This window comes from Sphingomonas sp. S2M10 (assembly GCF_012650175.1).
Classification (GTDB): Bacteria; Pseudomonadota; Alphaproteobacteria; order Sphingomonadales; family Sphingomonadaceae; genus Sphingomonas.
Genome location: NZ_JAAILI010000008.1, coordinates 614,385 through 633,384, shown reverse-complemented (window position 1 = coordinate 633,384; position 19,000 = coordinate 614,385). Strand labels below are relative to the sequence as shown.

15 protein-coding genes are annotated in these 19,000 nt (G+C 68.6%); 6 read left to right on the top strand and 9 right to left on the bottom strand.

Annotation, left to right across the window (positions count from 1 at the left end; translation table 11 throughout):
• Positions 1-119: 119 nt before the first annotated feature.
• Positions 120-1,556: a circularly permuted type 2 ATP-grasp protein gene (locus tag S2M10_RS04465; RefSeq protein WP_168845035.1), complete on the bottom strand. Its 1,437-nt coding sequence runs from the start codon at positions 1,554-1,556 to the stop codon at positions 120-122.
• 116 nt (positions 1,557-1,672) lie between these two features.
• Here S2M10_RS04465 and S2M10_RS04460 point away from each other — a divergent pair, with 116 nt between their 5' ends.
• The gene (locus tag S2M10_RS04460) at positions 1,673-2,584 is read left to right on the top strand and encodes a right-handed parallel beta-helix repeat-containing protein (RefSeq protein ID WP_247650605.1); all 912 of its coding nucleotides are present in this window, start codon (positions 1,673-1,675) and stop codon (positions 2,582-2,584) included.
• Between the two features lie 142 nt (positions 2,585-2,726).
• On the opposite strand, the gene S2M10_RS04455 is transcribed toward S2M10_RS04460, so the two are convergent.
• Positions 2,727-4,364, bottom strand: a complete 1,638-nt coding sequence (locus S2M10_RS04455) for an alkaline phosphatase family protein (RefSeq protein ID WP_168845034.1) — start codon at positions 4,362-4,364, stop codon at positions 2,727-2,729.
• A 79-nt stretch (positions 4,365-4,443) separates the two neighbouring features.
• Between S2M10_RS04455 and S2M10_RS04450 the strand changes: the two genes are divergently transcribed.
• Complete coding sequence (locus tag S2M10_RS04450) at positions 4,444-6,462, top strand: thioredoxin family protein (RefSeq protein WP_168845033.1); 2,019 nt, start codon at positions 4,444-4,446, stop codon at positions 6,460-6,462.
• A gap of 156 nt (positions 6,463-6,618) precedes the next feature.
• On the opposite strand, the gene mmsB is transcribed toward S2M10_RS04450, so the two are convergent.
• The 5 genes from mmsB to S2M10_RS04420 all read right to left on the bottom strand — a co-directional run bounded on the left by mmsB (position 6,619) and on the right by S2M10_RS04420 (position 12,541).
• Complete coding sequence (gene mmsB, locus S2M10_RS04445; RefSeq protein ID WP_168845032.1) at positions 6,619-7,494, bottom strand: 3-hydroxyisobutyrate dehydrogenase; 876 nt, start codon at positions 7,492-7,494, stop codon at positions 6,619-6,621.
• A 133-nt stretch (positions 7,495-7,627) separates the two neighbouring features.
• A complete protein-coding gene (locus S2M10_RS04440; protein WP_168845031.1) occupies positions 7,628-8,404 on the bottom strand; it encodes an enoyl-CoA hydratase in 777 nt (258 codons plus the stop codon).
• A 12-nt stretch (positions 8,405-8,416) separates the two neighbouring features.
• Positions 8,417-9,454, bottom strand: coding sequence for an enoyl-CoA hydratase/isomerase family protein (locus S2M10_RS04435; RefSeq protein ID WP_211090872.1), 1,038 nt, complete (start codon positions 9,452-9,454; stop codon positions 8,417-8,419).
• Positions 9,455-9,713: 259 nt separating this feature from the next.
• Positions 9,714-10,859 carry an acyl-CoA dehydrogenase family protein gene (locus S2M10_RS04430; RefSeq protein ID WP_168845030.1) on the bottom strand — a complete coding sequence of 382 codons (1,146 nt, stop codon included), beginning with the start codon at positions 10,857-10,859 and terminating at the stop codon, positions 9,714-9,716.
• 185 nt (positions 10,860-11,044) lie between these two features.
• The gene (locus tag S2M10_RS04420) at positions 11,045-12,541 is read right to left on the bottom strand and encodes a CoA-acylating methylmalonate-semialdehyde dehydrogenase (protein ID WP_168845029.1); all 1,497 of its coding nucleotides are present in this window, start codon (positions 12,539-12,541) and stop codon (positions 11,045-11,047) included.
• A 287-nt stretch (positions 12,542-12,828) separates the two neighbouring features.
• Here S2M10_RS04420 and S2M10_RS04415 point away from each other — a divergent pair, with 287 nt between their 5' ends.
• Genes S2M10_RS04415 through S2M10_RS04405 form a run of 3 tightly spaced genes read left to right on the top strand, consistent with a single transcriptional unit; the run spans position 12,829 to position 14,439 of the window.
• A complete protein-coding gene (locus tag S2M10_RS04415) occupies positions 12,829-13,659 on the top strand; it encodes a TIGR00266 family protein (protein WP_168845028.1) in 831 nt (276 codons plus the stop codon).
• Position 13,660: 1 nt separating this feature from the next.
• The gene (locus S2M10_RS04410; RefSeq protein ID WP_168845027.1) at positions 13,661-14,200 is read left to right on the top strand and encodes a GNAT family protein; all 540 of its coding nucleotides are present in this window, start codon (positions 13,661-13,663) and stop codon (positions 14,198-14,200) included.
• The gene (locus S2M10_RS04405; RefSeq protein ID WP_168845026.1) at positions 14,179-14,439 is read left to right on the top strand and encodes a hypothetical protein; all 261 of its coding nucleotides are present in this window, start codon (positions 14,179-14,181) and stop codon (positions 14,437-14,439) included. The genes S2M10_RS04410 and S2M10_RS04405 overlap by 22 nt, the downstream gene beginning before the upstream one ends.
• On the opposite strand, the gene S2M10_RS04400 is transcribed toward S2M10_RS04405, so the two are convergent.
• On the bottom strand, positions 14,434-15,591 hold the full coding sequence (locus S2M10_RS04400; protein WP_168845025.1) for a heparan-alpha-glucosaminide N-acetyltransferase domain-containing protein: 1,158 nt from the start codon (positions 15,589-15,591) through the stop codon (positions 14,434-14,436). The two genes, S2M10_RS04405 and S2M10_RS04400, sit on opposite strands and share 6 nt — an antisense overlap.
• A gap of 151 nt (positions 15,592-15,742) precedes the next feature.
• Here S2M10_RS04400 and S2M10_RS04395 point away from each other — a divergent pair, with 151 nt between their 5' ends.
• A complete protein-coding gene (locus tag S2M10_RS04395; RefSeq protein WP_348770530.1) occupies positions 15,743-17,695 on the top strand; it encodes a TonB-dependent siderophore receptor in 1,953 nt (650 codons plus the stop codon).
• A 9-nt stretch (positions 17,696-17,704) separates the two neighbouring features.
• Here S2M10_RS04395 and S2M10_RS04390 read toward each other — a convergent pair whose 3' ends face one another.
• The gene (locus S2M10_RS04390; protein ID WP_348770529.1) at positions 17,705-18,982 is read right to left on the bottom strand and encodes a hypothetical protein; all 1,278 of its coding nucleotides are present in this window, start codon (positions 18,980-18,982) and stop codon (positions 17,705-17,707) included.
• Positions 18,983-19,000 lie beyond the last annotated feature (18 nt).

The window sequence follows — 19,000 nt, the reverse complement described above, 5'->3', positions numbered from 1 at the left end:
GCCGCAGGCGGTGGTGGAGGGGGGGCTCCGCAAGGGCATTGCTCGCTGCGATCCCCCTCCACCATGCTTCGCATGGTCCCCCTCCCCGTTCCGGGGAGGATTGAAGAAGAGCACCGCCCTCATGCCGCATCCCCCAGCAGCACGAAACTATCCTTGGTGCCGCCGCCCTGGCTGGAGTTGACCACCAGCGATCCCTCGCGCAGTGCCACACGGGTGAGGCCGCCGGGGACGACGCGCACCTTGTCGCTGCCCGTCAGCACGAAGGGGCGGAAGTCGACATGGCGCGGCGCAAGGCCCTTTTCGGTCAGTGTCGGCACGGTGGAGAGCGCGAGGGTAGGCTGCGCGATATAGCGGTGCGGCTCGGCGATCAGCGCGGCGCGGAAGGTCTCGATCTGCTCCTTCGTAGCGGTCGGCCCCACCAGCATGCCATAGCCGCCCGATCCGTCGACCAGCTTCACCACCAGCTCGGGCAGATGCTCGAGCACGTACTTGAGCGCCTGGGGCTCGCGGCAGCGCCAAGTCTCGACATTGGGCAGCTTGGCCTCGCCGCCCGAGTAGAAGCGGACGATCTCGGGCATGTAGCTGTAGATCGCCTTGTCGTCGGCGATGCCGTTGCCCGGCGCGTTGAGCAGCGCGACATTGCCCGCGCGGTACGCGGCGATCAGCCCCGGCACGCCGAGCAGCGAGTCCGGCTTGAACACCAGGGGATCGAGGAAGTCGTCGTCGATGCGGCGGTAGATCACGTCCACACGCACCCGGCCGGCGATCGTCTCCATATAGACGACGTCGTCGTCGACCACGAGATCGGCCGCCTCGACCAGCTCGACCCCCATCGAATCGGCGAGGAAGCTGTGCTCGTAATAGGCCGAGTTGAAATGCCCCGGCGTCAGCACGACGCACACCGGCCGCGCCCGGCCCGAGGGTGCTACCGAGCGCATCGTCTCCAGCAGCATGTCCGGATAGCTGTCGACGGGTGCCACGCGGAAATCGCGGAACAGCTCGGGGCAGAGCCGGATCATCGCCTCGCGATTCTCCAGCATGTAGGAGACGCCGGAGGGCGTGCGGGCATTGTCCTCCAGCACGTAGAATTCGTCCGCGCCGGTGCGCACCAGGTCGATCCCGCAAATATGCGCCCATACCCCGTGCGGCGGGCGGATGCCGGCGACTTCGGGGCGAAACTGCTCGTTGCGCAGGATCAATTCGGGCGGGATGATGCCTTCGTCGAGGATGCGGCGCGCGCCGTAAATGTCTTCGAGGAAGGCGTTGATCACCTCCACACGCTGGACCAGCCCTTCGCTCAACGTCTCCCATTCGTGGCGCAGGAACAGGCGTGGCACGATGTCGAAGGGGATGATGCGCTCGGCGGCGTCGCTTTCGCCATAGACGGCGAAGGTGATGCCCAGCTGGCGGAAGGCGGCTTCGGCGGATTGCTGGCGGCGTTGCAGCTCTTCGGGGGGCGTGTCCGCAATCCATTGCGACAGTGCGGTGAACGCCGCGCGCGGCGCTTCCGGACCGCCATGCCCCCAAATCTCGTCGAACGCCTCCAGTGATCCCATCGAAGCTCCCAAATGCCCGAGTGTCCGATTGGATGCATGCTGCAATGCTTCGTTGCGGCGCACAAGCCGAGAATGTTGCAAGATTGCGCGCTGCGGATTTTTAACCGGCGGCTGGCATGATCGCGGCGATGTCGCTCCCGCTCGCCCTCGCCGCCGTCGCCATGCCCTTCACCATTGCCGAGACGGGGCAGGGCTTTGCCACGCTCGACGCGGCGGTCGCCACGGTGCGCGACGGCACCGCGACGATCCTGATCGCACCGGGCACCTACCACCAGTGCGTGGTGCAGGCGGCCGGGCGGATCACCTACAAGGCGGTGCGGCCGGGCGCCGCGATCTTCGAGCGGACCGTGTGCGAGGACAAGGCGGCGTTCGTGCTGCGCGGACGCGGGGCGACGGTGGACGGCGTCGTCTTCCGGAAGTTCCGCGTGCGCGACGGCAACGGCGCGGGGATCCGCATCGAGATGGGCGACCTGACCGTCACCCGCTCGACCTTTCTCGACAGCCAGGAGGGCATCCTGGGCGGCGGGCACCCGACGGTGCGCAGCATCACCATCGATCGCTCGAGCTTCGCCGGGCTGGGCCAATGCGACGAATCGCCCAACTGCGCGCATTCGGTGTATCTGTCGGTCGACGGGCTGGTGACGATCACCCATAGCCGCTTCGAGCGCGGGACCGGCGGGCACTATGTGAAGCTGCGCGCGCGCCGGGTGGCGATCACCGGCAACAGCTTCGACGACAGCGCGGGGCGGAAGACCAACTACATGATCGACCTTTCCGAAGGCGGCACGGGGGTCATCGCGCAGAACATGTTCGTGCAAGGGGCCGCGAAGGAGAACCGCTCGGGGCTGATCGTCGTCGCGGCGGAGGCGCGGACCTATCCGACCGACGGGCTGCGGGTGGAGGAAAATATCGCCGGTCTTGCGCCGGGGGCACCGGCCAACCCGGCGTTCGTGGCGGACCTCTCCGGCGGGCGGATCACGGTGGCGAACAACCGGCTCACCGGCATGCGCGCGTTCGAGAAGCGCTAAGATCCTCCCCGGCACGGGGAGGGGGACCGCCGCCGAAGGCGGTGGTGGAGGGGGCTCTCCGCACCGGACTCCCTCGCTGCGCTCCCCCTCCACCAAGCCGCTGCGCGTCTTGGTCCCCCTCCCCGTGCCGGGGAGGATTTGATCACTTGCAGCTATCCGCCGCACCCGCATCGAGATCCAGGCAGCGCCCGTCGATCGCCACCGGCACCGGCACCTTGATCAGCGCGGCCAGCGTGGGCGCGATGTCGATCGTCTCCACCGACAGCGGCTGCTCGAAGCCGGTCATGCCCTTGCGCCAGAACAGGATCGGCACGCGGCGGTCATAGTCCCAGAAGCTGCCATGCGTCGCGACATAGCCGCCCACCGGATCGAGGATCGGCGTCACCCGTGGCTTCAGCGCGACGATTAGGTCGCCCGAACGCTGCGCATCATAGGAGGCGCGGGCGCGCTCGATCAGGCTCCAGGTCTCGGGCGGGGTATGGACGATCGGCGTCGCCTCGATCTGGGCGCGGGTGAACACCGCCTGCACCTGCGGGTTCGCAGTGTAGAGCTTCACCGCCTCGGCCAGTACCGCCGCACGCTTGGCCTGCGGGACCGAGGGGCTGACATACACGTCGCCCGCCGGGCCGCCGACCAGCACCGGGCCGGTCAGCCCCAGCTTGCCCGCCAGCGCGCGGCTGATGCTGGTGGTGGTGACATCGGCGGTGATGCGCTGCTCGGTGGGCGCGGCATGTTCGCGGTGGCGCTCGGGCAGGTCATGGCCGCCATGGTCGGCGGTCAGCACGACCTGATAGTCGACCCCGGTGCGATCCAGCGCGTCGAACAGCCGGCCCAGCGTCTGGTCGAGCGAGAGCAGTTGCAGGCACATCTCGCTGCCTTCGGTGCCATAGCTGTGGCCGACATAATCCGTTGCCGAAGCACCGAGGATCAGCAGGTCGGTATGGCCCTGCTGGCCGAGCTTCATGTCGGTGGCGAGCTTGGCGCCAAGCGCCAGCACTGCATCGTCGAACTCGGGCGAGACGCGGAACGCCCGGCCGTCGCCGGCAGCGCGCGCGAAGCGGCCGTCGCCGACGGTCTTGTTGCCGCCGAGCGGAATGGCGCGGCTGCGGGGGGCGCAGAACGCCGGCAGGTCGAGCGCGGGCTGTGCCTCGGCGATGCGCGCGGTGGTCGCGGCGTTGATCCGGGTGACCGCCTCGGGCGCGGTGCGGCCGGCATAGGACACGAACGCCTTGCCGTCCCACCACCAGAGCTCGTCGACCTTGTGGCCGCCCATCATCACCGCGGCCCGGTCCTTGCCTGCGACTGAGACGACGCGCGACTGCGGATCGGCCTGCTTCATCCACTCGCCCAGCGTCGGCACCTTCAGATGCTTGTCGGAAACGGTGTAGTGGTTCGAATCGCTGCCCGGCACGGACTCGTCCTCGGCGCAATAGACCGTCTTGTCGGCGCGCGGCGCAGCGAAGCTGATCCAGTCATTGGCGATGATGCCGGTGCGCGCCGGGTGATCGCCGGTGAGGATCGTCGAATGGCCCGGGCAGGTCTCGGTCGCGGCATGGCTCTGATAGCCCGAGGGGAAGACGGCGCCGGCCATCAACCGCGCGAAGCCGCCGGTGAACTGCGCACGATATTCGGCGAACAGATCGGCCGAAAACTGGTCAACCGAGATCACCACCACCAGCTTGGGCGGGGTGGCCGGCACGGCAGGCGCAGGCGCGCTCTGCTGGGCGAGGGCAGGGGAGGCAGCCAGCGCTAGGGCGGCAAGGGGGGCAAGCAGTTTCATTCGGGCCGGCTCCGGGCACGGGTGGACGTTGGTACACCCAGCTATTGTCGAACGGGGCGAACTGGGCAAGGACGGCGCCATGGCCCAGCTCCGTTTCGCTTTGATGTCGCTCCTGCTGCTCCTCGGCCACGGGGTGCCCGCAATGGCGCAAGGATTCGCCAAGGGTCCCCATGTCCGCAGCGAGTTGGTGGCCGAAACGGCGAACCCCAAAGCGGGGAGCGACGTTAGCCTGGCGCTGGTCTCGACGCCCGATCCGAAATGGCACGCCTATTGGCAGAATCCTGGCGATGCGGGCCTGCCGGCCGAGGCGCACTGGACTTTGCCGGCGGGGGCCGCCGCCGATGCGTTTCGCTATCCGGTGCCGCAGCGGCTGCTGATCGCCGGGCTGATGAACTATGTGTACGAAGGCACCTTCGTCCGGCTGACGACGCTGCATATCCCGGCGGATGCCAGGGGCGTGCTGCCGGTGAAGTTGAAGCTCGATTACCTCGTGTGCACCGATACGCTGTGCGTGCCGGAAAAGGCCGAGCTGGAGACGAGCCTCACCATCGGCGATGGTGCGATCGACCCAGCGGCGCGGGCAAAGTTCGATGGCTGGCGGGCGAAGCTGCCCAAGCCGCTGAGCATGCCGGCGACGTTCCAGGCGGAGGGCGGCACGCTGCGGATCGCGGTGCCCTATCCGGCGGGGGCGACTGCGAAGGACGTGTATTTCTATCCGCTGACCGCCAATGCCGTCGACTATGCCGCACCGCAGGCGGTCACCCGTGATGGCGACCGGCTGGTGCTCGAAACCAAGGCCCGCGCCGCACCGGTGGCGCTGGAAGGCGTGCTGGCGATCGACGGGCAGGGGCTCCTGGTCACCGCCAAGCCTGGCACCGTTGCGGCGGCCAAGCCGGCGGCGACGCTGTGGCTGGCGGCGATCGGCGCCTTCTTCGCAGCGGTGCTGGGCGGGCTGATCCTCAACGTCATGCCCTGCGTCTTCCCGATCCTCAGCCTCAAGGCGTTGAGCCTCGCCAAGGCGAATAACGACGAAGGCAGCCCGCGGGCCGAGGCGCTTGCCTATACCGCAGGCGTGGTGGCGGTGTGCCTCGCGCTGGGCGGGTTGCTGCTCGGGCTGCGCGCGGCGGGGGCGACGGTGGGCTGGGCGTTCCAGCTGCAGGATCCGCGCGTCATCCTGGTGCTGCTGCTGCTGGTTGCGGCCATCGCCTTCAACCTGGCCGGGCTGTTCGAGATCACCACGCCGGCCTTCGTCAACCGTGCGGCGAGCACGGGGCATGGCGGTGCGTTCGCCACCGGGGCGCTGGCGGCGTTCATCGCCACGCCGTGCACCGGGCCGTTCATGGCCTCCGCACTGGGCGCGGCGCTGGTACTGCCCTGGTTCGCCGGGCTGGCGATCTTCGGCGGGCTGGGGCTCGGCATCGCGCTGCCCTTCCTGCTGCTCGGCTTCGTCCCGGCGTTCCGGCGCAGGCTGCCCAAGCCGGGTGCCTGGATGGCGACGATGCGGCACATCCTGTCGGTCCCGATGTTCCTCACCGCGCTGGCGCTTGCCTGGGTGCTGGGCAAGCAGGCAGGCGTCGACGGCATGACGATCGGGCTCGCCGCGACGCTGCTGGCGACGCTAGGCCTGTGGTGGGCGGGGGCTCGGCAGGCGAGGGGACGGAGCCGCGCCTGGCTGCCGGCGCTGCCGCTGGTGCTGCTGGCGCTGGGCGGCGTGGCGCTGGTCCGCCCGGTCGCGGCGAGCGCACCCGCCGCCATGGCCGGGGCCGAGCCGTTCAGCGAGGCCCGCCTCGCCGAACTGCGGGCGCAGGGCCGGCCGGTGTTTGCCTATTTCACCGCCGACTGGTGCCTCACCTGCAAGGTCAACGAGAAGGCGGTAATCGAGACCGCCGCGGTCGAGCGGGCGCTGGCGGACGGCAAGGTCGCGGTGCTGGTCGGCGACTGGACCAGTGGCGACGCGACGCTCGGCCGATTCATCGAGGCGCATAACCGCGCCGGGGTGCCGCTATACCTCTGGTACAAGCCGGGACAGGACGCCCCCGAGGTGCTGCCGCAGGTCCTGACCCAGGATCTACTGGCGAGCCGGGCCAAGCGCGGGTGAGGGGCTCGCTCGCCATCCGCCTACCGTCATCCCCGCGCAGGCGGGGATCCATTGGCCTGTGCGTCGCGGAAGGCGCCGAACCGTCCTGGCAAATGGATCCCCGCCTGCGCGGGGATGACGCGGTAGGTGCGGAAGCGGTGTAGCCAATGAGCCCCCTCACCGCAGCGTCTTGATGATCCCCGAAAAATCGAGCCCTGCGCCTTCGCCTGCGACGAACGCGGCGTAGAGCTGCTCGGCGCGTTCGCCCATCGGCACCTGCGCGCCGACGCTCGCCGCGGCTTCCAGCGCCAGCTTGAGGTCCTTGAGCATCAGGGGTGCTGCGAACCCGCCCTGATAGTCGCGATCCGCTGGGGTTTCCGGGCCGACGCCGGGGACCGGGCAATAGCTCGTCATCGACCAGCTCTGGCCCGAGGAGACCGAGGCGATGTCGAAGAAGCGCTGCTGGTCGAGCCCCAGTTTCTCGGCGAGCGCGAAGGCCTCGCAGGTCGCCACCATCGTCGCGCCGAGGATCATGTTGTTGCAGATCTTCGCCGCCTGGCCCGCGCCGCTGGCGCCGGCATGGATGACGGCCTTGCCCATGTCCTCGAGGAACGGCTCGGCGCGCTCGAACGCCGCCACCGCGCCGCCGACCATGAAGGTGAGCGTGCCGGCCGTCGCCGCGGCGATCCCGCCCGACACCGGCGCGTCGACCGCGAGCAGCCCGCGCTGGGTCGCGGCTTCGGCGACGCGGCGGGCGGTGGCGACGTCGATCGTCGAGCAGTCGATCAGGATCGCACCGGCCTCGGCATGGTCGAGCAGCGTCTCGGTGTAGAGCGCCTCCACATGGGCGCCGGCGGGCAGCATGGTGACGACCGCCTCGGCGCCGGCGATCGCCTCGGCGGCATTGGCGGCGGGCAGGCAGCCGGCCTTCCTCGCGCGCTCCAGTGCTTCGGCGGACAGATCGAAGGCGCGGACGTCGTGGCCGGCCTTGGCGAGGTTCGCCGCCATCCCGCCGCCCATGTTGCCGAGGCCGATAAATGCTACGCGTGCCATTCAGGTACTCCCCTCCCGCTTGCGGGAGGGGCTGGGGGTGGGCGCTCCCTCTCCACAAGCGATGGTGTCGCGGATGCCGGGGGCCCACCCCCCGGCCCCCTCCCGCGTGCGGGAGGGGGAGTGGTTCAGTGCCTCAACGCCCGGTCCAGTTCCCCGGACGCTTCTCGACGAACGCGGTCATGCCTTCCTGCTGGTCCTCGGTGCCGAACAGCGCGTGGAACAGGCGGCGCTCGAACTGCACGCCCTGCGCGAGGCTCGTCTCGAACGCCGCGTTGACCATCTCCTTGTTGGCCTTCACCGCCAGCGGCGGCATCGCGGCGATCGTCGCGGCGGTCTGCACCGCTTCCTCGACCAGTTCGGCGGCAGGCAGGATGCGGCTGACCAGCCCGGCGCGTTCGGCTTCGGCGGCGTCCATCATCCGGCCGGTGAGGCACATTTCCATCGCCTTGGCCTTGCCAACCGCACGCGTCAGCCGCTGCGAGCCGCCCATGCCCGGCGAGACGCCCAGCTTGATCTCGGGCTGGCCGAACTTCGCCGTGTCTGCCGCCAGGATGAAGTCGCACATCATCGCCACTTCGCAGCCGCCGCCCAGCGCATAGCCAGATACCGCCGCGAGGATCGGCTTGCGGGTGCGGGTGAAGGCGTCCCAGCCGGCGAAGAAGTCATGGCCGTACATGTCGGCGAAGCCCTGTGCCTGCATCTCCTTGATGTCGGCGCCGGCGGCGAAGGCCTTCTCGCTGCCGGTGAGCACCGCGCAGCCCTGCGACGGATCGGCATCGAAGGCGCGCATCACCTCGAGCAGTTCGGTCAGCATCTGGCTGTTGAGCGCATTCAGCGCCTTGGGCCGGTTGAGCGTGATCAGCGTCACCGCGCCGCGCTGCTCGACGAGAAGGGTTTCGTAGGAAGACATGGCGTTCTCCGTTCAGGGCGCCCAAGCCTGCGCGGGCGGCAGGGGGGCGAAGATGGCATCGATCGCGGCGCTGTCCACCGCTTCCGGGGTAGAAGGCGACCAGCGCGGCGCATTGTCCTTGTCGACGATCACCGCGCGCACCCCCTCGGCGAAATCGGGCAGGCGGCAGACGCGGCTGGCGACGGCATATTCCTGCGCCATTTCCGCTGCGAAATCGGGCATATTGCGGCCCTCGTGGACGATGCGCAGCGAAACCTTGCAGGCCTGCGGGGACTTGCTGCGCAGCGTGGCGAGCGTCGCGGCGGCCCATTCGCTGTCCTCGGCGTCGAGCGCGGCGAAGATGGCTTCCACGGTGTCGCCCGCGAACAGCCGGTCGATATCGGCATAGTGGGCGAGGATCTCGGCGATCGGCGGCTCGATCGACAGGTCGTCGAGGATCGCCAGCGCCTTGTCCGGCGCAGTGGTGATCTGCGCCTTGGCGGAGGCCAGCGCCTCGGCCGGCAAATAGTGGGTGGCGAGGCCGAGCGCGAGGCATTCGGCGCCGTCGAGCCGGTGGCCGGTCAGCGCCAGATACTCGCCCATCCGCCCCGGCAGCCGCGAGAGATACCAGCCGCCGCCGACGTCCGGGAACAGGCCGATGCCGGTCTCGGGCATGGCGAACCTGGTGTTCTCGGTCGCGACCCGGTAGCGCGCCGGCTGCGAGATGCCGACGCCGCCGCCCATCACGATACCGTCGGCGAAGGCGACGATCGGCTTGGGATAGGTGAACAGCCGGTGGTTGAGCCGGTATTCGGTGCGGAAGAAGTCCGCCGCTTGCGTGCCGTCGCTCGCGCCGCTGGTCGCGATCATGCGGATGTCGCCGCCGGCGCAGAAGCCGCGGCCCTCGGCATGGTCGAGCAGGACGATGTGGACGGCGTCATCCTTCTCCCAGGCGTCGAGCGCGTCGAGCATCGCCTGGCACATCGCGGTGTCGAGCGCGTGGAGGGCCTTGGGGCGGTTGAGACGGAGACGGGCGACGGGACCGTCGATGGCGGTGAGGATGTCCATCAGCAAAATCCTCCCCGGAACGGGGAGGGGGACCATGCGCAGCATGGTGGAGGGGGAGCGCAGCAAGGAAATCCGGTGTGGCGGCCCCCCTCCACCACGCGGCTGCGCCGCGCGGTCCCCCTCCCCGTGCCGGGGAGGATCTGGGGGCGAAAGTTCCGAAAGTTCCGGGAAAGCGACATCAACCCGGCTTCCTTCCTGGTCCGCGCGCCGGACAGGGGCGAACAAAGCATAAACGCGGTGCTGTAGGAAAGCATTTTCCGCCTCAATCCTTCAGCAGATCGCGGCCGACGATCATCCGCATCACCTGGTTGGTGCCCTCGAGGATCGAATGGACGCGCAGGTCGCGCCAGAAGCGTTCGATCGGATAGTCCATGAGGTATCCATAGCCGCCGTGCAGCTGCAGCGCGCGGTCAACCACCGCCGAGCCGGTGTCGGTGGCGAGTCGCTTGGCCATCGCGGCGAAGCGGGTCTTGTCCGGCGTACCTGCGGTCACCTTTGCGGCGGCGAGGTAGAGCAGCGCGCGCGCGGCCTCCAGCTCGGTCGCCATGTCGGCGAGGGTGAACTGGGTGTTCTGGAACTCGGCGATCGCCTTGCCGAACTGCTTGCGTTCCTGGGTGTAGCGCACCGCCTCGTCGAGGCAGCGCTGCGCCCCGCCCAGCGAGCAGGCGCCGATGTTGAGCCGGCCGCCGTCCAGCCCCATCATCGCGATGCGGAAGCCCTCGCCTTCGCTGCCGATCAGGTTCTCGACCGGCACGCGGACGGAGTCGAAGTTCACCTGGGCGGTGGGCTGCGAATGCCAGCCGAGCTTGCGCTCCTGCGCGCCGAAGCTGACGCCCGCCATGTCCTTCTCGATCACCAGCGCCGAGATGCCCTTCGGGCCGTCCTCGCCGGTGCGGACCATGGTGACATAGAGGTCGTTCTCACCGCCGCCCGAAATGAACTGCTTGGTGCCGCTGACGACATAATGGTCGCCGTCGCGGACCGCCCGCGTCTTGAGCGCCGCGGCGTCCGAGCCCGAGCCGGGTTCGGTGAGGCAGTAGCTGGCGAGCCGGTCCATGGTGACGAGGCTGGGGAGATACTTGTCCTTCACCGCCTGCGCGCCGAAGCGATCGATCATCCAGGCGGCCATGTTGTGGATCGAGATGAACGCACTGGTCGACGGACAGCCATAGGCCATCGCCTCGAAGATCAGCGCGGACTCCAGCCGGCCGAGGCCGATGCCGCCCGATTCCTCGGACACGTAGATCGCCGCGAAGCCGAGCTCGGCGGCGGCCCTGATCGTGTCGCGCGGGAAGACGTGCTTCTCGTCCCACTCGGCCGCATGCGGGGTGATCGCATCGGCGGTGAACTTCTGCGCCATCTCCTGGATCTGGCGCTGGTCGTCGGTGAGGTCGAACTGGTGGGTCATGGGTTCAGCCGTGTTGGATCGGAAGAGATCCTCCCCGGAACGGGGAGGGGTACCATGCGAAGCATGGTGGAGGGGGAGCTCGGCAAGGGATGCCGGTGTGGCGACCCCCCCTCCACCACGCGGCTGCGCCGCGCGGTCCCCCTCCCCGTGCCGGGGAGGATCGAGGGGAAACCCGCCACCCCTCGTCACCCCATGGTCGGGATGACGAAGGCGTTGCTGCCGTCCGGTGCGCCGTCGGGCCAGCGTTGCGTCACGGTCTTGACCTTGGTCCAGAAGCGGACGCCTTCCATGCCGTGCTGGTTGACGTCGCCGAACGCCGAGCGCTTCCAGCCGCCGAAGCTGTGGTACGCCACCGGCACCGGGATCGGCACGTTGATGCCGACCATGCCGACATTCACCCGGGCGGCGAACTCGCGCGCGGCGTGGCCGTTGCGGGTGAAGATGGCGACGCCGTTGCCATATTGGTGCTCGCTCGGCAGGCGCAGCGCGGTCTCGAAATCGGGGGCGCGGACGATCTGAAGGACCGGGCCGAAAATCTCCTCCTGATAGCTCTTCATCGCCGGGGTCACGCGGTCGAACAGCGACGGGCCGATGAAGAAGCCGTTCTCGTGCCCCTGCAGCGAAAAGCCGCGGCCGTCGACGACCAGCTCGGCGCCTTCGTCGACGCCGGTCTGGATCCAGTTTTCCACCCGGGCCTTGTGCGCGGCGTTGACCACCGGGCCGTACTGCGCCTCGGCGTCGGTGGAGACGCCTACGCGCAGTGCCTCGATCGCGGGGATCAGCTTTTCGCGCAGGGCATCGGCGGTCTTGTCGCCGACCGGCACCACCACGGGCAGCGCCATGCAGCGCTCGCCCGCCGAGCCGAACGCCGCGCCGGACAGGTCCGCCACCACCTGGTCGAGATCGGCATCGGGCATGACGATGCCGTGGTTCTTGGCGCCGCCCATCGCCTGGACGCGCTTCCCCGCCTCGACGCCGCGGCGATAGACATAATGGGCGATGTCCGACGAGCCGACGAAGCTCACCGCGCCGATCGCCGGATGGTCGAGGATCGCATCGACCATTTCCTTGTCGCCCTGCACCACCTGCAGGATGCCTTGCGGCGCGCCGGCTTCCAGCATCAGCTCGGCGAGGCGGACGGGCACGCTGGGGTCGCGCTCGGAGGGTTTCAGGATGAAGGCGTTGCCGCAGGCGATCGCCACCCCGAACATCCACATCGGGATCATCGCCGGGAAGTTGAACGGGGTGATGCCCGCGCCGATGCCCAGCGGCATCCGCATCGAATAGACGTCGATGCCGGGGCCGGCGCCTTGCGTGTACTCGCCCTTGAGCGCGTGCGGGATGCCGCAGGCGAACTCGATCACCTCGAGCCCGCGCTGGATGTCGCCCTTCGAATCGGCGATCACCTTGCCATGCTCGGCGGAGAGCATGTGGGCGAGCGCGTCCATGTTCGCCTCGACCAGCTCCTTGAAGCGGAACATCACCCGGGCGCGGCGCTGCGGGTTGGTCGCGGCCCAGCCGGGCTGGGCGGCCATCGCGGCGGCCACCGCGCGGTCGAGATCGGCAGCGGTGCCGAGCGCCACCTGCGCCTGCACGGCGCCGCTATTGGGATCGAAAACGTCCGACATGCGGCCCGCGCCGCCGCCGGAATGGCCGACGATCACATGATCGATAACACGCATCATACTCTCCTGCGGATCGGCTGGACGCCGACTCATGCCTTGTAATTAAGTTGCGCAATGACACAGCGCGTCCGGCATGTCACCCCGGAGGGTGTTCCTCCCACCCGACCCGTCGTCATCCCCGCGAAGGCGGGGATCCATTGATGTGAACCGCGCGGCGCCATCCCAGGCGTCCTGGCACATGGATACCCGCCTGCGCGGGAATGACGACGGGCGCGTGGGGAGGCTTCCGCTCCCCATCGGCTTTGGTGTAGTACGCCGCTGCAACACACGCAGGAGAGACGCCCATGCCGCCGATGAGCCCCTGGTCGCACACGCGCCGCGAAGGCTATGCCGACGACATCGATTTCGAGATCAAGGGCCAGGAGCTGCAGTTCGTCGAGATCGAACTCGATCCCGGCGAAAGCGCGGTGGCCGAGGCCGGCGCGATGGTGTGGAAGGATGCGCCGATCGTGATGCAAACCGTGTTCGGCGACGGCAGCAACGCCGGCGGCGGCTTCATGGACAAGCTGCTCGGCGCGGGGAAGCGGCTGGTCACCGGCGAGGGGCTGTTCACCACCGTCTTCACCCACCAGGGCAGCGGCAAGGCGCGCGTCGCCTTCGCCTCGCCGGTGCCGGGCGCGATCGTGCCGCTGCGGCTGGCGGATGTCGGCGGCACGCTGATCTGCCAGAAGGACGCCTTTCTCGCCGCCGCCAAGGGCGTGCAGATGGGCATCGCCTTCCAGCGCCGGGTGATGACCGGGCTGTTCGGCGGCGAGGGCTTCATCATGCAGCGGCTCGACGGCGACGGCTGGGTGTTCGTCCAGATGGGCGGCGCGATCGTCGAGCGCGAACTGGCGCCGGGCGAGGAACTCCATGTCGATACCGGCTGCCTCGCGGCGCTGACGCCATCGGTGGATTTCGACCTCGTCTCGGTCGGCGGCGTGCGCAGCATGGTGTTCGGCGGCGAGGGCGTGTTCTTCGCGCGGCTGCGCGGGCCCGGCAAGGTGTGGATCCAGTCGCTGCCCTTCGCGCGGCTGGCCGGGCGAATGATGGCGGCGGCGATGGGCGGCGGGCAGAATCGCGGCGAAGGTTCGGTGCTGGGCGGCCTGGGCGATTTCATCGGCGGCAATCGCTGAGATGTCCGAAACCCCGGTGCTGGCCACCGCGCGGCTGCGCCTGCGGCCGCGCACGGTGGACGATGCCGAGGCGCTGTTCCCCAGCCTGTCCGACCCAGAGCTGATGACCTGGTGGAGTCACGCGCCCCACCGTACCCTCGACGAGACCCGCGCCAGCCTGGCGCGCGGCGATCCGGCCTGGCGGGTCTGGGCGATCACGCTTGCGGATGAGGACATCGCGATCGGCTATGTCGCGGTGGGCGAGAAGCGGCCGGCGGTCAGCGAGATCGGCTATCTGCTCGCGCGGCCGCACTGGGGGCGGGGGATCGCGGACGAGGCGCTGACCGCAGTGCTCGACTGGCTGTTTCTCACCGAGGACCACCGGCGGGTTTTTGCGGACACGGACCCGGACAATGTGTATTCGCGCCGGCTGCTCGAACGGCTGGGCTTCCGGCTGGAGGGCGTGCTGCGCGCCGAATGGGAAACCCATATCGGTATCCGCGACACCACGCTCTACGGGCTGCTCAAGGAAGACTGGACATGCCGACCCCGCCGAACCTGAACGATCCTGCCCAACGCGCCGCCTATAAGGCCGAGCTGAAGCAGATCGCGCGGCCGCTGCGGATGGGGGCGGTATGGCTGGCGGTGCTCGGCGCGCTGCTCGCGGCGCTGCGGGCGAAGGTGTGGCCGATGCCGATCGCGGTGCCGGCGGCGGTGCTGGGGCTCGCCTTCTTCCTGATGGTGCTCGGCATCACCGTGCGGGTGAAATACCACCAGCGGCGGATGCGCGGCGAGCTATAGGTAGCGCATCCACCAGGCGTCGCTCCGCCGCTTGATCCGGCCAAAGGCGCGGGTGGCGAACCAGCACGGCACCGCGATCGCCGCCGCCAGCAGCCACAACGCGACGACGTTCGGCACGCTCACCGGACCTTCCACGCCGAGCAATAGGCGACCTGCCCGGTTAAGGCCGTTCAGCACGTAGAGGTGGAACAGGTAAAAAAACAGCGGCGCGCCGCCCAGCACCGCGAGCAGTTCCGCGATCCGCTGCGGCAACCGCTCGAATGCCGCAAGCACGATCAGCCCCACGCCCAGCGTCGCCAGCACAAAGTCTGCCGAGGGCGGGTATTTGGTGAGGTTGACGAACTGCAGCGCGGTGCCGAGCGCGTTCGCGCCTGCACGCCAGGGGTGGAGATCGCCATAAAGATTGGTCGCGCGCAGCAGCACGAACAGCGCCAGAGCGGCAAGGCCCGTCGTCACCAGTTTGCGCCGGCGCGCAGCGGCGTCGGCCTCGGGCGCGAACCACGGCCCCAGCGCATAGCCGAGCGCAATGACGCCGATCCAGGGGAGCAGTGGATAGCTGATCCGCAGACGTCCGCCCCAGGGCAGATCGAGGATCGTGCGCTCGTGCAGCACCGCCCAGAGCGTGTGGGCCGGCTCGCTCGCGACATGCACGCTGTCGAGCAGATTGTGACCGAGCACGATCGCCAGTCCCAGCGCGATCAGGGCAGGGCGTGGCAGGCGCACCATTACGGCCAGCGCCAGCATCGACAGCCCGATCACCCAGATCACCTGCAAATAGAGGATCGCCGGGGTGAGATCGAAGCCCCAGGCGAAATTGACCACGGTCAGTTCCAGCACCACCAGGAACAGCCCGCGCTTCCACAGAAAGTCGGACGCCGCGGCAGCCCCGCCGCGCGAGCGCGCATAGAGCCATGCCGCCAGCCCGGTGAGGAAGACGAACACCGGCGCGCAGAAATGCGCCGTCAGTCGGGTGACGAACAGCGCGGTCGGCGTGCCGGGCGTGAGCGGATCGGGCACCGGCACCCGTGCATAAAAGAATTCGCGGGTGTGATCGACCAGCATCAGCAACATCACCAGCCCGCGCAGGGCGTCGATTGAGCGGATGCGGGGACGGCCAGGCACGCCGGCCTCGGTTGACAATGTACGCTTCATGTTGCAGCGAAATGATACAACATCACAAAAAGGGCAACCCATCTTGCGCGCAACATTCGCCACGGCCTCCTTGTTTTCGCTCGCTGCGATTTTTCCGGCGGCGGCTGACGACCGGGAAACGGATGCTGATCCTGCCGGACAGGAAATCGTCGTGCTCGGCACGCGCGAGCAGCACAGCGATCGCACGCTTTCTGCCGATCCCGCCACCGAGCGCATGTCGCGATCGAGCCGCGTGTTGGAGCGCGACCTGCTCACCGCCGCCGGAGCCTATCGCCTTGCGGATGCGCTGGAGCTGGTCAGTGGCGTCAGCAACCAGAACAACCGCGGCGGCGTGATGGACAATTTCGCGATCCGCGGCTTTCTGGGCACGCCGGACGGCGGCGCTGAATTCTATGTCGACGGCTTTGTCGCCAATCGCGGCATGGCGCCGCCGCGCGACCCTGCGACGACCGAGCGGATCGAACTCCTCAAGGGCCCGATGGGCGCGCTGTTCGGCGATGCCGATCCGGGCGGGCGGGTGAACCTGGTCAGCAAGACGCCGGGCTTCATCGCAACGGGCAGCGCAACGCTGAGCTATGGCACGTTCGACACGAAACGGGTCGAGCTCGATCTCAACCAGCCGCTCACCGGCACGCTGGCGGTGCGGGTGGCCGGCGCGGTGGAGGACAGCGACGGCTGGCGCGATTTCGTGACGCTGAAGCGCCGGGCGATCGCGCCCTCGCTCCTCTGGCGGCCGGCGGACGGCGTGCAGCTGACCTATGTCGGCGAGATCACCCGCTTCGACACGCCGTTCGATCGCGGCCTGCCCGCCATCGGCGGCGATGCCAACGCACTGCCGCGCAACCGCTATTTCGGCGAGCCCGCCAACGGCGTCACCCGCTTCCGCAATGAGCGGCACCAACTGACCGGGGAGGTGACGCTCGGCGGCGGCTGGGCGCTGAACGGCGGCGTCGCATGGCGCACCGGCTCTTTGAACGGCTTTTCGGCGGACCAGTCGCGACTGGTCGGCACCAGCCTGTGGCGCCAGCGGCGGGAGCGCGGCTACACCGTCGACGACGTCTCCGCCCGGATGGAGCTGACCGGCCGCGTCGCCCGGCACCGGCTGAGCTTCGGCGTGAAGGGCTATGTCCTCGATTATCACGAATTGCTACTCCGCCGGAATCCGACGGCGGCGGCGCCCTATGCGATCGACGTGTTCGCGCCCGTATATGGTGGCACCGCGCTGCCGCTGGCGCCCTCCGTCGACAATCGCGAGAAGCGCTGGGCGGCTACGGTCTATGTACAGGATCTGTGGGACGTCACCGATCGTCTGACGCTGAGCGGCGCGGTCCGCTACGATCCCTATCGCCAGCGCATCGCCAACGCCCGCACCGGCGCGGTGGGGCGAGCGGTGGACGATCCGGTGCACTTCCGGGTGGGGGCGCAATACCGGCTCGACCCCCGCTTCGCGCTCCATGCTAATTGGGGTGAGAACTTCGTGCTCAATTCGGGGACGGGGCGTGACGGTGGCGGCTTCGCGCCCGAAACGGGGAAGGGCTATGAGCTCGGCGCTTCGGCGCGGCTGCCGGGGGTGGATGTGTCGGTCAGCTGGTTCGCTATCGAAAAGCGCAACATCCTGACCAACGATCCCGTCGATCCCAATTTCAACGCGCCGGTCGGCCAGCTGCGCAGCCATGGCATCGAGCTGGACGGATCGGCCAGGCTCGGCCGCAACTGGCAAATCGTTGCCAATTACGCCTGGACCCACGCCCGCACGCTCGACCGCAGCTTCGCGACGGACCGCGTGCTCGATGTGCCGACCCATGCCGGGACGGTGTTCCTGCTCGGCCGCTTCCTCGACGCGGACGGGCGTGGGCCGTCCGTGAGCGGCGGGGTGGCCACTGTCGGCGACCGCACCGGCGCGATTGACGGCAGCGGGCTGGTGCTGCCCGCCTATGTCAAGGTGAAGGCGGCCGCGGAATACGCCTTTTCCCGCCGGGTTAGCGTGCGGCTGGAGGCCGACAACCTGTTCGACGCGCACTATGCGATGAGCTCGTACAGCAGCCTGTGGGTCTATCCCGGCGCGCCGCGCACGGTGCGGGCATCGCTGCGGATCGGCTATTGAGGGGGACGCTTAGGTCCCGGCATTGCCTGGGGCGGCGGCGGGCGGGGTGTCGGTGGGGGTCAGGTCGATCCAGGCCACGCGGACATCGGCCTTCTGGCCTCGGATCCGGGAGCTGCGCGACATGGGATGGTCATTGTTCGCCCAATCCTGGACGAACGAGAAACGCTCGATGCGCGTCGCCGGCGCGGATGTCGGGTCCCCGGTATAGGGCGTGTAGCGCCGATGCACGATGCTGTTGCGAACCTCGCGAATCCAGCGCTGCTCCAGATGCGGCGACTGGCGCAGGATTTCGGCGCTTTCGACGCGTCCATTCTGCCCGATCGTAATCCTGAAATCCGCCCATTGTGGCGGAACCGTCGCGCCGCTCTCCGGCAATTGACTCGGACTGGTTCTGCCAAGAACGATCGTCGGCGCATACAGCAGATGGGGTTGTGCGAACCTGGTCGCATCGATGCCTGCGACAATCGCTTCCAGCGCGGTATCGTCGTGGCGTTGCGCCGCATCCTTGGCGCGAAGCAACGTCGCTGCGAGGCGGTACCGCGTCAAGGCATCGCCCGGAAGCTTCTCCAGCCGGTTCAACAACGCGCGGTAGCGTGGCGCGTACATTTCGTCGCTTGCGGCAAGTGCGCCAAGCAGATTTGCTCTCCGCAGCAACGCATAGGCAGACACCTGTGGCAATCCCGCCGCCGCTGCCTTGCGTTCGATCTGGGCATAGATGTCCTCGGCAGCGCGCCACCGGCCATTCTGCGCGAACTGATCCGCGACCAGCGCCCGCTGCAGGAATACACGGTGATCATCGCCGTCGAGTCCCTCCTTGAGGGTGTCCAGCGAATCGATCTGGAGGATTCGCGCGACATCGGGCCGGCCGCCCACATCGATCATGCGGCCGTAGGCGCGCTGGAGATCGGACACCTCCACGGGCAGCACGCGGCGATAGCCATTGTTGCGACGGACGGCCTTGGACAGGGTACCCCGCGCGCCAGCATAATCGCCAGCGACGAACTGGTTCTCGGCATGAGCCAGCGACGCGTCGATATCCTCTTTCGGCGGACAGTTCCTGGCCAGGCATTCGGCAAGCCGCCGCGCTGTCTGGTCGAGCGGTGTTGCGGTGACGATGATATCGGAGCCGTCCCGCGCAGTCTGCGCCGCGGCAGGTGCAGCGCAGACAAGAGCGCCTGCAGCCGTCAACAAAGGGAACCGCATGATACTGCTCCTCCCGATACGGATACGCTCGCCCACTACATCATGAAAAAAACGTAGCTGTCGACCTTGGTCGCTTCGGTGCACGGCGCCGGAACGGACCGA